The 13,033-nt window shown below is 60.7% G+C and carries 13 protein-coding genes; 5 read left to right on the top strand and 8 right to left on the bottom strand.

The features are described 5' to 3' along the window. The first annotated feature begins 76 nt into the window (after nt 1–76). Both purL and GR212_RS26100 read left to right on the top strand, forming a co-directional pair. Nucleotides 77–2,308 carry a phosphoribosylformylglycinamidine synthase subunit PurL gene (gene purL, locus GR212_RS26105; RefSeq protein ID WP_163991018.1) on the top strand — a complete coding sequence of 744 codons (2,232 nt, stop codon included), beginning with the start codon at nt 77–79 and terminating at the stop codon, nt 2,306–2,308. 17 nt (nt 2,309–2,325) lie between these two features. Next, nucleotides 2,326–2,559, top strand: a complete 234-nt coding sequence (locus tag GR212_RS26100; protein ID WP_004108912.1) for a BolA family protein — start codon at nt 2,326–2,328, stop codon at nt 2,557–2,559. On the opposite strand, the gene GR212_RS26095 is transcribed toward GR212_RS26100, so the two are convergent. Further along, nucleotides 2,545–3,744: a DUF485 domain-containing protein gene (locus tag GR212_RS26095; RefSeq protein WP_163991016.1), complete on the bottom strand. Its 1,200-nt coding sequence runs from the start codon at nt 3,742–3,744 to the stop codon at nt 2,545–2,547. The genes GR212_RS26100 and GR212_RS26095 overlap by 15 nt on opposite strands. A 226-nt stretch (nt 3,745–3,970) precedes the next feature. Next, nucleotides 3,971–4,273, bottom strand: a complete 303-nt coding sequence (locus tag GR212_RS26090; protein ID WP_163991014.1) for a hypothetical protein — start codon at nt 4,271–4,273, stop codon at nt 3,971–3,973. A gap of 380 nt (nt 4,274–4,653) precedes the next feature. Between GR212_RS26090 and grxD the strand changes: the two genes are divergently transcribed. The 3 genes from grxD to GR212_RS26075 all read left to right on the top strand — a co-directional run bounded on the left by grxD (nt 4,654) and on the right by GR212_RS26075 (nt 7,651). Then, nucleotides 4,654–4,989, top strand: a complete 336-nt coding sequence (gene grxD / locus GR212_RS26085; protein ID WP_163991012.1) for a Grx4 family monothiol glutaredoxin — start codon at nt 4,654–4,656, stop codon at nt 4,987–4,989. A gap of 138 nt (nt 4,990–5,127) precedes the next feature. Then, a complete protein-coding gene (locus GR212_RS26080) occupies nt 5,128–6,360 on the top strand; it encodes a multidrug effflux MFS transporter (RefSeq protein WP_163991128.1) in 1,233 nt (410 codons plus the stop codon). 13 nt (nt 6,361–6,373) lie between these two features. Then, entirely contained in the window at nt 6,374–7,651 is a 1,278-nt protein-coding gene (locus GR212_RS26075) for a multidrug effflux MFS transporter (RefSeq protein ID WP_163991010.1), read from the top strand. 18 nt (nt 7,652–7,669) lie between these two features. Here the strand turns inward: GR212_RS26075 and GR212_RS26070 are convergent, their stop codons facing one another. The 6 genes from GR212_RS26070 to rpsD form a co-directional block, all read right to left on the bottom strand. Continuing rightward, nucleotides 7,670–8,599, bottom strand: a complete 930-nt coding sequence (locus GR212_RS26070; RefSeq protein ID WP_163991009.1) for an adenylate/guanylate cyclase domain-containing protein — start codon at nt 8,597–8,599, stop codon at nt 7,670–7,672. Between the two features lie 115 nt (nt 8,600–8,714). Continuing rightward, nucleotides 8,715–9,539 carry an inositol monophosphatase family protein gene (locus GR212_RS26065; protein ID WP_163991007.1) on the bottom strand — a complete coding sequence of 275 codons (825 nt, stop codon included), beginning with the start codon at nt 9,537–9,539 and terminating at the stop codon, nt 8,715–8,717. A 17-nt stretch (nt 9,540–9,556) separates the two neighbouring features. Then, nucleotides 9,557–10,384 (bottom strand): inositol monophosphatase family protein, encoded by an 828-nt coding sequence (locus tag GR212_RS26060; protein WP_163991005.1) that lies wholly within the window; start codon nt 10,382–10,384, stop codon nt 9,557–9,559. 68 nt (nt 10,385–10,452) lie between these two features. Continuing rightward, nucleotides 10,453–11,349 (bottom strand): tRNA 2-thiocytidine(32) synthetase TtcA, encoded by an 897-nt coding sequence (gene ttcA / locus GR212_RS26055; protein WP_163991003.1) that lies wholly within the window; start codon nt 11,347–11,349, stop codon nt 10,453–10,455. A 60-nt stretch (nt 11,350–11,409) separates the two neighbouring features. Further along, nucleotides 11,410–12,339 carry a glutaminase gene (locus tag GR212_RS26050; protein WP_163991001.1) on the bottom strand — a complete coding sequence of 310 codons (930 nt, stop codon included), beginning with the start codon at nt 12,337–12,339 and terminating at the stop codon, nt 11,410–11,412. Between the two features lie 71 nt (nt 12,340–12,410). Continuing rightward, nucleotides 12,411–13,028 (bottom strand): 30S ribosomal protein S4, encoded by a 618-nt coding sequence (rpsD, locus tag GR212_RS26045; RefSeq protein ID WP_047633114.1) that lies wholly within the window; start codon nt 13,026–13,028, stop codon nt 12,411–12,413. Between the last annotated feature and the right edge of the window lie 5 nt (nt 13,029–13,033).

Here is a 13,033-nt window from a genome sequence, read left to right as displayed (position 1 = left end):
GGAGACTTGCGCTAAAGAGACCCCGATCCCCTGACCGGCTTTCAAACCCTTTACAGGCAAGGACCCTCGAGCGCCCATGACCATTTCCAATTCGATCCAGATCACCCCCGAACTGATTGCCTCCCACGGCCTGAAGCCGGATGAATATCAGCGCATTCTGGATCTGATCGGCCGCGAGCCTTCCTTCACCGAACTCGGCATCTTTTCGGCCATGTGGAACGAGCATTGCTCGTACAAGTCCTCCAAGAAGTGGCTTCGCACCCTGCCCACCAAGGGGCCGCGCGTCATCCAGGGGCCTGGCGAAAATGCCGGCGTCGTCGACATCGACGATGGCGACTGCGTCGTCTTCAAGATGGAGAGCCACAACCATCCATCCTACATCGAACCCTATCAGGGTGCTGCGACCGGCGTCGGCGGCATCCTGCGCGACGTCTTCACCATGGGCGCGCGCCCGGTCGCTGCCATGAACGCTCTGCGTTTCGGTGAGCCCGACCATCCGAAGACCCGGCATCTCGTGTCCGGCGTCGTTGCCGGCGTCGGCGGCTATGGCAATTCCTTCGGCGTACCGACAGTCGGTGGCGAAGTCGAGTTCGATGCACGCTACAACGGCAACATCCTGGTCAACGCCTTTGCGGCCGGCCTTGCCAAGTCCAACGCCATTTTCCTGTCCGAGGCCAAGGGCGTCGGCCTGCCCGTCGTCTACCTCGGCGCCAAGACCGGCCGCGACGGTGTCGGCGGCGCAACCATGGCCTCCGCCGAGTTCGATGAATCGATCGAGGAAAAGCGCCCGACGGTTCAGGTCGGTGACCCCTTCACCGAAAAGTGCCTGCTGGAAGCCTGCCTTGAGCTGATGCAGACAGGCGCCGTCATCGCCATCCAGGACATGGGTGCGGCCGGCCTCACCTGCTCCGCCGTCGAAATGGGCGCCAAGGGCGACCTCGGCATCGAGCTCGACCTCGACAAGGTGCCGGTGCGCGAAGAGCAGATGACAGCCTATGAAATGATGCTGTCGGAAAGCCAGGAGCGCATGCTCATGGTGCTGCAGCCGGAAAAGGAAGCCGTCGCCAAGGCGATCTTCGTCAAATGGGGACTGGATTTCGCCATCGTCGGCAAGACGACGGACGACCTGCGCTTCCGCGTCATCCATCAGGGCGAGGAAGTCGCCAACCTGCCGATCAAGGATCTCGGTGATCAGGCTCCCGAATATGACCGCCCGTGGCGCGAATCCGACAAGCGCGCCGCTCTGCCGGCCGAACTGGTCGCAGCTCCGGAAGATTATGGCCAGACGCTGCTGAAGCTGGTCGGTTCCGCGAACCAGTCCAGCCGCCGCTGGGTCTACGAGCAGTACGACACCCTGATCCAGGGCAATTCGCTGCAGCTTCCCGGCGGCGATGCCGGCGTCGTCCGCGTCGAGGGGCATCCCACCAAGGCGCTGGCCTTCTCGTCCGATGTCACCCCGCGCTATGTCGAAGCCGATCCGTTCGAAGGCGGCAAGCAGGCCGTCGCCGAATGCTGGCGCAACATTACCGCGACGGGCGCCGAGCCCTTGGCTGCGACCGACAACCTGAACTTCGGCAATCCGGAAAAGCCTGAAATCATGGGCCAGTTCGTCGGCGCGATCAAAGGCATCGGCGAAGCTTGCCGAGCGCTGGATTTCCCCATCGTTTCGGGCAACGTCTCGCTCTACAACGAAACCAATGGCGTCGCGATCCTGCCGACCCCCACCATCGCCGGCGTCGGTCTGCTGCCGGATTGGAAGACGATGGCACGCATCGGCTCCGCCTCCGAAGGCGATCATGTGCTGATGATCGGCCTTGATGGCAGCCATCTCGGCTCTTCGATCTATCTCCGCGATATTCTCGGCTCGACCGATGGCCCGGCTCCGGAAGTCGATCTCTTCGCCGAACGCCGCAACGGCGATTTCATCCGCTCGGCCATCCGCAACGGCCAGGTCACGGCCTGCCATGACATCTCGTCCGGTGGTCTTGCACTGGCACTCGCGGAAATGGCGATCGCTTCGGGCAAGGGGCTGCGCATCGATCTCGCCGAATGCAAGACCCTGTCCCATGCCGCCCTTTTCGGCGAGGATCAGGCCCGTTACGTCATCGCCGTACCTGCCGATCTCGCGGATTTCGTCTGCATCAATGCGGAAAGCGCCGGCGTGCCCTTCCGCCGCCTCGGTACAGTCGGCGGCAATGCGCTGGCCATCGATGGCCTGTTAACGCTTTCGGTTGAGCAGTTGCGCGAGGCGCATGAATCGTGGTTTCCTGCCTTTATGGATGGCAGCGCGCTCGCTGCCGCTGAATAGATCGAGGTACACCACTCATGCCCATGAACCCCGGCGATATCGAAGACATGATCAAGGCCGGCATTCCAGGAGCCAAGGTGACGATTCGCGACCTGGCCGGGGATGGCGATCACTATGCCGCCGAAGTTGTCGCGGAAGCCTTCCGCGGCAAGAGCCGCGTGCAGCAGCACCAGATGGTCTACGATGCCCTGAAGGGCAACATGGGCGGCGTGCTGCACGCCCTTGCGCTGCAGACTTCAGCGCCCGATTGAGAGCGCCTGCGCTTCCTCGCCGGAGTTGAATGTCAGCTCCGGCAGTTTCTTCGGCGAGAATTCGGCGAAAAGCGAGGCCGGCAGCGGACCAGCCGTCATCAGCGTGAAATCGAAGAATGCCTTCACGTCCGGACCGAGCACATATTGCCGGTGAACCCGCAGGAAGTCGCGCTTGATCTTGGCATAGTGCTTTGCCGACAGCATCTGCTTGAAGCGCACATACAGGATGGAGGCCTGCTCGGCATCCTCATGGCCGCAAACGGCGGCAACCTTCGCCTTGTAGAAATGAATAGCGTCGGTCAGACAGTGAACGTCGAGCCAGAAGATTTCCTTGCAGCGCGCGATCAACCCCACGCGTGAGCGCAGCACGGATGCCGACCGCATGAGCGCGCATTGCAGGATGGCGCTTCCAAGCGTCGTGAACACCACGCGCCTGCCCTGCAGCAGGTCCGGCTCGCGTTCGAGCAGCAGGCCGAGCACATGGGTCGCGACGGACGAACCCATGCTGTGCGAGGAAATGACGAACTCGTCGATATCGGGCTCATCCAGCGCCTGACGCACGCTGATTGCGCTCGCCTCCAGCCATTGCTCGGCGCCAAGCCCGTTCAGCCCCGCCATCGCCACGGCCATCTCCCAGTCGGAAAAGAGATGCAGAGTGTGCAGCTTTTCAGCCTGCGGCAGAAAGACATAAACGAAGAAAGCGACGGCCAGGGCAATGCTGCCGATATGGCTCCAGGCCGGCAACCCGAGGATGTTGGGCGTGAATGCGATCAAAAGGCTGGCGAGAAACCCCGCAAGCATCAGCAGAAACGGAAAGATGAAGAACAGGCCGAAACGCCAGGCATGGCGGAAATAGCCGACCATCCCGCCGGTGAAAGCAACTTTTGCAGCCGCAAGATAACCATGCAGCAATCGCGTAAAGAATGGCCTGCCGTTCAGCACAGCCACCAGATCGTTGTGATCGACGATATGAACGCGGCTCTGCGTTTGCCAGTCGGCACCCGTCGCGGTGACGTCGAAATAGGGTGCCCGTCCGAAATTCTTCAATTCCTCGATCGAGGCGGAAAAATCCCACACGGCAGCGCTCTGGCGAGCCGAACGCTCGTAGCGAGCGCGATGCGCGGCGGCATCCAACGGCTCGAAGCCAGGGAAGTGGAGAACCACCCTCTTCTTGATATTATCCATATTGTGGTCTGTCCCCGGCGCGCGCCAGCACATCGATGTATTTTGCGGATCGGCAACACCACGGGCTGCTGGCTTTTTCATGGCAGCGCATCACAAATCATCCCAAAAACAAAAAGATAGGATCACGCGTCTGCGCCCTCGAACCGACGCGAGAAAGCATATAGCCGATGTCGCGCACCGTCTTTTCGCCGCGCCATGCGGTGACAAGGCAGGAAACCAGAATATATCAGCAATCACGGCGCGGATATGGGGAGATTTCGGCACACGAATCCGCGGGCGGCGCGGTCATGATCTTTTCGACAATGGGAGGCAAGGTCGGCTGCGGTGTCGGAGCGGTCGAAGCGCGATAACCGAAGGCAATGCTCAGAATCAACACGATGGCGCTCACGGTCACGGCGCTGTTCAGGACCGAAGCTTTGGGCGTACGCACATGCTCGTAATATTCCCGTTCGCCTTCGCTCGTATCTTCGGAACTGTAGAATTCCCGCTCTTCACCAACCTGCCCGTCGGAATAATGATGGTGGCTCATGGTGTCCGCTCCCTCAAAAATCAAATGCAATGCTCACAAGGAACCGATACGCACCAAATCGCATCATCGACGGACTCTAACAAACATACCGGCTGCCTGTAAAATGAATAGCAACCTAATATTAATCGTCCCTTGCTTTTATTTTATATGTGTTGTTCAGCCATTGGGTTGAAGACGCGTTTTCAAAACGCACTGTTCAGAAAACATGGCCAATTGACCGTTTTCGCGACCTGCAATGGCCGCTGATACCGAAAATCCATTCATGCGATGAAAAAGACGGCACGTATGTTTTGCGGCTGGAAATCTTGCCGGTCGCTTGCTATTTAAGAAGCAGATTTAACGCTGCGGGCCTTGACCCCGCATGTGAAAGGAACTGGACAATGAGCGGCATTCACGAATTCATCGAAAACGAAGTTAAGAACAACGACGTCGTTCTCTTCATGAAAGGCACGCCCCAGTTCCCGCAGTGTGGTTTCTCCGGCCAGGTGGTCCAGATTCTCGACTACATCGGTGTCGACTACAAGGGCGTCAATGTCCTTGCCGACGCCGAAATCCGTCAGGGGATCAAGGACTATTCCAACTGGCCGACCATTCCGCAGCTTTATGTGAAGGGCGAATTCATCGGCGGCTGTGATATCGTGCGCGAAATGTTCCAGGCGGGCGAGTTGCAGCAGCATTTCCAGGAAAACGGCATCAGCGTTCGCGCCGCTTCCTGATCGGTCACCGGGCTCTTCGTCCGGTTTCCATGTTCAATTCGATCGATAAGGCGCTGCCGCCGGGCGGCGCCTTGATATGTTTATGGGAATAAAACCGTGACGACTACATCCCAGGCTATGTCCCATGGGCAACTGCCCATGGGCAAGCGCGAGTTCATCGTACTCGCGGCCTTCCTGATGGCGATCAATTCGCTAGCAATTGACATCATGCTCCCCGCCTTGCAGCAGATCGGCTCAAGTCTCGGCGTCATGAACGAGAATCACCGGCAGTATGTGGTGACGGCCTATCTGATCGGCTTCGGCTCGGCGCAGCTTGTCTACGGTCCGCTGTCGGATCGCTTCGGGCGCCGCATACCCTTGCTGATCGGCATCGTCGTTTACGTCATCTCGGCATTCGGCATCGCCCTCATACCGTCCTTCGCCGGTCTGCTCGCCCTGCGCTTTATCCAGGGCCTCGGTTCGGCAGCGACACGCGTCATTACCATTTCCATCGTCCGCGACGTCTTCGGCGGCCGGGCGATGGCAGAAGTCATGTCGCTGATCATGATGGTCTTCATGATCGTGCCCGTTATCGCGCCGGGCAGCGGCCAGGTCATCATGCTGGTCAGCACCTGGCACATGATCTTCGTCTTCATCGGCACGATGGCGACCCTCGTCGGCTTCTGGATGTATTTCCGGCTTCCGGAGACGTTGAAGCCTGAGAACATACGCCCGCTGACGGTCCGGTCGGTGGCATCGGGCTTCAAGATGGTTCTGACGAACCGCGTGGCCCTCTGTTACACCCTTGCCAGCACGTTCCTGTTCGGGGCGCTGTTCGGTTTCATCAACTCGGCGCAGCAGATCTACAACAACATCTACGGCCTCGGCGTCTATGCGCCTCTGGCCTTCGGTGGCGTGGCGCTGTTCATGGCCTTTTCCTCCTTCGTCAACTCGCAGTTCGTCGGGCGATTCGGCATGAGGCGGCTATCCCACACCGCCCTGCTCGGCTTCACCGGCGTCACGTTCTGCTGGCTGCTGGTGCAGATTTACGGGCCGGCGCCGATGCCCTTCCCGCTGTTCATGATCTTCTTCGCGCTGGCCATGTTCCAGTTCGGCTGGATCGGCTCGAACTTCAATTCGCTCGCGATGGAGCCGCTCGGCCACGTCGCCGGAACGGCCTCCTCCGTGCTCGGCTTCATGAGCACGGTCGGCGGCGCATCGATCGGCGCCTGCATCGGCCAGTTCTACAACGGCACGGCAACGCCGATGATCATCGGCTATTTCACCGTTTCCCTCGTCGGCATCCTTTTCGTCCTGATCGCCGAGAAAGGGCGGCTGTTCCGACCGCAGAACGCGCCGCCGCCGGCTGATCAGTCCCTCGCTTTACATTGACAGGCATATTCGAATGACAACCCCGCCTCAGTCGTCGGCACAGTCCGGCTCCAATCGCATCGGCCTCGGCATCGTGGAATTCATCATCACGATCGCCCTGATGACGGCCAGCATCTCGATGGGCATCGACAGCATGCTGCCGGCGCTTCCGAACATCGGCCAGTCGCTTCATGTCGCCAACCCGAATGACACCCAGCTCGTCATCGGCGTCTATTTCCTCGGCTTCGGCATCTGCCAGCTCTTCTTCGGCAGCCTCTCGGATACCTATGGCCGCCGGCGCATCCTGCTCGGCGGTCTGGCTTTTTATACGGTCACCCTGTTCGCGGCAGCGTGGAGCGGCAGCCTGTTCGCGCTGCTCGCAATGCGTTTTGCCCAGGGCGTCGGCGCCGCGGCCGTTCGCATCACCACGCTTGCCATCGTGCGCGATTGCTTCGGCGGCCGCGAAATGGCGCGCGTGATGTCCTATGTCATGATCGTCTTCATGATCATGCCGATGGTCGCGCCGTTCGTCGGCCAGATGATCGTTGCCTATTCGAACTGGCAGTGGATCTTCATCCTGCTCGGCATCGCCAGCGCCGGCCTCTTCCTGGTCGCCTTCTTCCGCATGAAGGAGACTTTGCCGGTCGAGGAGCGCCTGCCGCTTTCGGTCGCGTCCGTCCTGTCCGGCTTCAAAACCGTGCTGACCAACCGCATCACCTGCGGCTACATGATCGGCCTGACGCTCTATACCGGCGTGATCTGCGCCTACATCGTCTCCGTGCAGCAGGTCTTCGGCGAAGTCTACGGCCTGGGCGACTGGTTTCCCATCGCCTTCGCGGCAACCGCTGCAGGCACGGCGGTCGCGCAGTTCGCCAACGGCTATTTCGTTCGCAGCTTCGGCATGCGCCGCATTTCGCACGCAGCCATGATTATCTTCACCGTACTGGGCATTATCGGCTATGTCGTCGGCATGACCGGTCAGCCGAGCTTCACGTTCATCTACATCCTGATTTCCGTGATGCTGATGATGTTCGCCGTTATCACCACCAACTGCATGGCCATCAGCCTCGAGCCCATGGGCCATCTGGCCGGAACGGCAGCCGCGATCACCAGCTCCGTCTCGACAACTGGCGGCGTCGTGCTCGGCGGCATCGTCGGCCAGATGTTCGATGGCACCGCCCAGCCGATGATCGCCGGCTTTACGGTGTTCGGCGTGCTGTCGATCCTGGCGACACTGTGGGCGGAGCGCGGCAAGCTCTTCACCCATCCCGGCGATACGCCGGCCCTGGAACCAGGGATGGGGCACGTCTAAGCGGCGCTGCGCCTCGTTTTATGCGTCGCTGCGCGGGCGATTGACCCAGCGCAGCGCCGCGGCGATCGCAAGCCCCAGCAGGGGCCAGATCGCCCAGGGTGTGCCGTGCCAGGTGAAAATATTGATCACCATGAGACCGACACCGGTGATGGCCATGCTGGCGATGCCGATATCGATCTGCTTGTTGCTTCGAACGAAACGGAACGCCGCAACCCAGAGGATGGCGAGTATGGGCCATTTTGCCCAGAATTCGCCATGCCAGCTCATGAGGTTGAAGGCGGCAAGGCCGATGACGACGACAAGCGACACTCCGATGCTGCGCCGCCAATCCTGCAGAGCAGGTTCCGGCGTCGCGACATCCGGCGCGCGCGCCGGGGTGGGCTCCGGTGCCGGCCGATAATCGGAGGCGATATCGACGACCTGCATGCCTCCGATACGCACTGCGTAACTCGGCACGCCACCCTCGATATTCTTGACTTCCAACTGCCCGAGAAAATCGAAACCGACCGCGACCTTGTTACGGACCTGGTCGTAGACCGTGCTGGAAATGACGATGCCGCCCGCGGCGGCGCGCGATTGCAGCCGGGCGGCGATGTTGACGCCATCGCCATAAAGATCGTCGCCGTCGGCAATCACGTCACCGAGATTGAGCCCGATCCGGAAAAGCATCTGCTTGTCGGGATCGCAGAAGGCATTATAGCCGGCAAGCTCGTTCTGGGTGTCGATCGCTGCGCGTACTGCTTCGACGACGCTTGGAAATTCGGCAAAGACGCCGTCGCCCCAGGTGTTGATGACCCGGCCGCCATGCGCCTCGATCAGTCGTTTCATCGCATCGCGATAACGACGGAGGATCGATAGCGTCCCCTCCTCATCCTTGCCCATAAGACGCGAGTAGTCCTGCACGTCGGCGCAGAAGATAGTGGTCAGCTTGCGGCTTGTCTCGGACATCGACCTCATCCCGGCAGCAGGCGCCCACCAAGGCTCCTGCATGTTGCAAGGAAGATAGCTCTCCCGCTGCCACTTTCCAAGTGGTCGCCCCGGCTATAAGCCCGTATGGGCCGCCCTAAAGAGTAAAGACATCGCGCCGCAGCAGTTCCCAGGTATCCTTGTCGACGGCCGCCAGCAGCCCGCCATCGAGATGATGCGGCAGATAGGGCGAGCCATCGAAACGACGGACATAGGCGCCCGCTTCCTGCGAAATCAGCGATCCCGCCAGGTGATCCCAGGGCATCAGCTTGTTGTACATGAGATAGTGCACATAGCCGCCCGCGAGGGTCCGGTATTCATGGGCCGCGCATCGATAGCTGGTCGCGTAGCGCACCTTGGCGAGATTGCCCATGATCTCGGCGCGCTTTGCCTTGGGTAGGTAGCCCGTGGCTGCCATGCCGACCAATTCGTCGAGCACAACCGGCCCGGTCACTTTGAGACGCAGCATCTCGCCATCGGGCCGGCGCAGCCATGCGCCGCTGCCGCGCTCCGCCAGCACCCAATCGTCGCCCATCGGATCGAAAATGATGCCTGCGACCGTCTCGCCTTTCGAGACGACCGAAGCCATGACGCCGAATGCCGGAATGCCGGCGGCAAAGTTGAATGTGCCGTCGACCGGATCGACGATGATGGCAAAATCGGCATCCTGCAGCTTGTTCAGCAGCGCCGGCTCGGCGGCAACCGATTCCTCGCCGACGAAGAGCGCCTCGGGCCAAAGCCGGGAAACCTCGGCCTTTATCATGCATTCGGCACGCTCATCGGCTTCCGTCACCAGATCGGTCGCCTCGCTCTTGGCGCGGACATCGTCGCTGCCCAGCCTGCGGAAACGCGGCAGGATCTCCGTCTGTGCCGCGCGTCGCAGCACATGAGCGAGGGTCGTAACGTCAACAAGCGATGTCATGCTCTTTCCTTCTGCTTTCAGGCACCGATGATCTCGCGGCGGATCATCTGCCAGCTTTCCTCGTCCGGCGCGGAGATGATGCCGCCCTCCGTTTCGCCGGGCTTGTAGGGCGAACCATCGAACTTGGCGGTATAGCCGCCAGCTTCCTGATGCGCGAGCACGCCGGCGAGATGATCCCATGGCATCAGCTTGGAATGGCCGATGAAATGCCACTTGCCGGATGTCGCCATCCAATATTCGTAGGCCGAACAATTGAGCGCAAAGGCCATGCGGGCCTTCGAGAGATTGCTGCAGATGCGGGACCTGTCCGGTTCATCCATATGAGCCCAGGATATGGCGCCCGTCATCGCGCTCAGGGGAGCCGGCGCAGCCACGGAAAGCCGCCTCGCCTGCCCTGCCTGCCGACGCAGGAAAGTGCCGGAACCCTTCATGGCAGTCACGGTATCGCCGAGCACGGGATCGTGGATCACGCTGGCGATCGTCTCGCCATTGGCAACGACGGCCACCATCGTCCCGAACACCGGCAGGCCGGCCGCGAAATTGAACGTGCCATCGACCGGATCGATGGCGAAGGCCAGCTCCGCATGCGCCAGAGCGGGCACGACCGACTTGTCGGCCTCATAGGCCTCCTCTCCAACGATAAGTGCGCTCGGAAAACGCGCTTTCAGCGCTGCGGTGATACGCTGCTCGGCCAGCAGATCGGCCTCTGTCACCAGATCGATGGCCGAGGTCTTTTCCGATATGTCGCCGGCGACCAGATTGCGGAAGCGCGGGAGGATTTCCTGTGCCGCCGCCTCGGCAACAGTCGTCATCAGGTGGTCGAAATCTGCATCGGAGAAAATCATCGGAGGCCTTTGTTTTGAAAGGGCTTCCTCTTATGCCCGATTCGATGACATCGGTGTGGCAAAACTACCTAATCTGCCGCCGTTCGTCCTACCGAAGACCCTCCGGTCATCAAGCCGGCGAAGTCGAACAATTTCGGATCGAGCAGGTGTGACGGATTCACATGCGCCAGCGCGCGCAGCATCGTATCCTTGCGGCCCGGCATGCGCCGCTCGATGTCGGCAAGCATGTCCTTCATGGCGTTGCGCTGCAGCCCGTCCTGCGAGCCGCAGAGATCGCAGGGAATGATCGGAAACTGCATGGCGGCGGCAAACTTGGCGAGGTCATCCTCCGCCGCATAGGCAAGCGGCCGCAGCAGCATCAGATCACCCTCGTCGTTCAGAAGTTTTGCCGGCATAGAGGCCAGGCGGCCACCGTGGAAAAAGTTCATGAAGAAGGTTTCGAGGATGTCCTCGCGATGATGGCCGAGCACCAGCGCGTCGCACCCCTCCTCGCGGGCAATGCGGTAGAGATTGCCGCGGCGCAGGCGCGAACAGAGCGAACAATAGGTCGCGCCCTCCGGCACCTTCTCCTTCACGATGGAATAGGTGTCGCGATATTCGATGCGATGCGCAACGCCGATCTTCGTCAGATATTCGGGCAATATATGCTTCGGGAAGTTCGGCTGGCCCTGGTCGAGATTGCAGGCGATAAGCTCCACCGGCAGCAGACCACGCCACTTCAGATCGAGCAGGAGCGCCAGGAGCCCGTAGGAATCCTTGCCGCCGGAAAGCCCGACCAGCCAGCGCTTCTGGCCCTTCAGCATCTGGAAATCTTCCAGAGCCTGACGCACCTGCCGCAACAGGCGCTTGCGCAGCTTATTGAAGGAGACTGAGCGAGGGGCATCGAGAAACATCGGATGCACGCCGGAGCCGCCGTCTTCAGCCTCGATATCGATTTCGTCCATCACCGCAGTTGCGATATTCATTCCATCGTCCTCAGTATCTTGCCACGCTGATAGCAGAAAGCACGCCAAGAAGACACCGCATCAATCGCCGAATACCGACCAGCCTGTGCGAGCCGCCAGCATTTCCAGCGCGACCGCGCCGAGCTGCGAATTACCGACCTTGTTCAACCCTGGCGACCAGGCGGCGATCGAGCCGATGCCCGGCGCGACCGCCATGATGCCGCCGCCGACACCGCTCTTGCCCGGCAGGCCGACATGATAGGCAAAATCGCCGGAGCCGTCATAATGGCCGCAGGTCAGCATCAGCGCATTGATGCGCCGCGCCCGCTTCGGCGACACGACCGAATGGCCGGTGATCGGGTTGCTGCCGCGCGCGGCGAGATAGAGCCCCGCCCTGGCAAGCTGCTGGCAGCTCATGGAAAGCGCGCATTGATGGAAATAGACGCCGAGCACATGCTCGACCGGATGGTGGATATTGCCGTAGGCGCGCATGAAATTTGCCAGGGCGAAATTGCGAAAGCCGGTCTGCGTCTCCGAACGCGCGACCTTGTCGTCTATGCTGATCGATTCGTCGTCGGCCACATAGCGCACGAAGCGCAACAGCTCGCCGATGGCCTCGCGCGGTTCATGTCCGGCCAGCACGACATCGCTGACGGCGATCGCACCCGCATTGATGAAGGGATTGCGCGGGATACCCTCTTCCCGCTCCAGCTGAACGATGGAATTGAAGGCCGTGCCGGAGGGTTCGCGTCCCACGCGCTTCCAGAGGCTTTCGCCCACCTTGCCGAGCGCCAGCGTCAGCATGAAGACCTTGGAAATGCTCTGGATGGAGAAGGGAATGCCGGCATCGCCGATGCTGTAGACATCGCCGTTCACGGTAGCGATCGCCATGCCGAACTGCTTCGGATCGACCTTTGCCAGTTCGGGAATGTAGTCGGCAACCTTGCCTTCACCGATGCGCGGCGAAAGCTCCGTGTAAATACCGTCGAGAATGGCCTGCAAATCCGTCATGAGGCGCTCCAAAGACAAAAAAGCCGCTCGAACCGAGCGGCTTTTCATTCATCAAGAAAGTTATCCGCTTATTAACGCGAATAGAATTCGACGACCAGATGCGGTTCCATGACAACGGCGTAAGGAACGTCGCTGAGGGCCGGAACGCGAGCGAAGGTCGCAACCATCTTGTTGTGGTCGGCTTCGATGTAGTCCGGAACGTCGCGCTCAGCGAGCGAAACCGATTCCAGAACGGTCACGAGCTGCTTGGACTTTTCGCGAACTTCGATAACGTCGCCAGCCTTGCAGCGGTACGAACCGATGTTGACGCGAACGCCGTTCACCGTGACGTGGCCATGGTTGACGAACTGACGCGCTGCGAAAACGGTCGGAACGAACTTGGCGCGGTAGACGATCGCGTCGAGGCGCGATTCGAGCAGGCCGATCAGGTTTTCCGAGGTGTCGCCCTTGCGGCGGTCAGCTTCGGCGAAGATGGCGCGGAACTGCTTCTCGCGCAGGTCGCCGTAGTAGCCCTTCAGCTTCTGCTTGGCGCGCAGCTGCACGCCGAAGTCCGAGAGCTTGCCCTTGCGGCGCTGGCCGTGCTGGCCCGGGCCGTATTCGCGACGGTTTACCGGGGACTTCGGACGACCCCAGATGTTCTCGCCCATACGGCGGTCAATTTTGTACTTGGACGATTCGCGCTTGCTCATCGCAT

This window comes from Martinezella lusitana (assembly GCF_010668395.1).
GTDB classification, from domain to species: domain Bacteria; phylum Pseudomonadota; class Alphaproteobacteria; order Rhizobiales; family Rhizobiaceae; genus Rhizobium; species Rhizobium lusitanum_A.
The sequence above is the reverse complement of the archived record's forward strand: the minus strand, read 5'-3'. Positions and strand labels throughout refer to the sequence as shown.

Bases quoted from the DNA above. Each gene is read 5' to 3' on its own strand.
- GR212_RS26070 (WP_163991009.1), bottom strand. From the start codon at position 8,599: ATGTCCGAGACAAGCCGCAAGCTGACCACTATCTTCTGCGCCGACGTG.
- GR212_RS26065 (WP_163991007.1), bottom strand. From the start codon at position 9,539: ATGACATCGCTTGTTGACGTTACGACCCTCGCTCATGTGCTGCGACGC.
- GR212_RS26080 (WP_163991128.1), top strand. From the start codon at position 5,128: ATGGGCAAGCGCGAGTTCATCGTACTCGCGGCCTTCCTGATGGCGATC.
- rpsD (WP_047633114.1), bottom strand. From the start codon at position 13,028: ATGAGCAAGCGCGAATCGTCCAAGTACAAAATTGACCGCCGTATGGGC.
- GR212_RS26100 (WP_004108912.1), top strand. From the start codon at position 2,326: ATGCCCATGAACCCCGGCGATATCGAAGACATGATCAAGGCCGGCATT.
- GR212_RS26050 (WP_163991001.1), bottom strand. From the start codon at position 12,339: ATGACGGATTTGCAGGCCATTCTCGACGGTATTTACACGGAGCTTTCG.
- GR212_RS26095 (WP_163991016.1), bottom strand. From the start codon at position 3,744: ATGGATAATATCAAGAAGAGGGTGGTTCTCCACTTCCCTGGCTTCGAG.
- GR212_RS26090 (WP_163991014.1), bottom strand. From the start codon at position 4,273: ATGAGCCACCATCATTATTCCGACGGGCAGGTTGGTGAAGAGCGGGAA.
- GR212_RS26075 (WP_163991010.1), top strand. From the start codon at position 6,374: ATGACAACCCCGCCTCAGTCGTCGGCACAGTCCGGCTCCAATCGCATC.
- ttcA (WP_163991003.1), bottom strand. From the start codon at position 11,349: ATGAATATCGCAACTGCGGTGATGGACGAAATCGATATCGAGGCTGAA.
- GR212_RS26060 (WP_163991005.1), bottom strand. From the start codon at position 10,384: ATGATTTTCTCCGATGCAGATTTCGACCACCTGATGACGACTGTTGCC.
- purL (WP_163991018.1), top strand. From the start codon at position 77: ATGACCATTTCCAATTCGATCCAGATCACCCCCGAACTGATTGCCTCC.
- grxD (WP_163991012.1), top strand. From the start codon at position 4,654: ATGAGCGGCATTCACGAATTCATCGAAAACGAAGTTAAGAACAACGAC.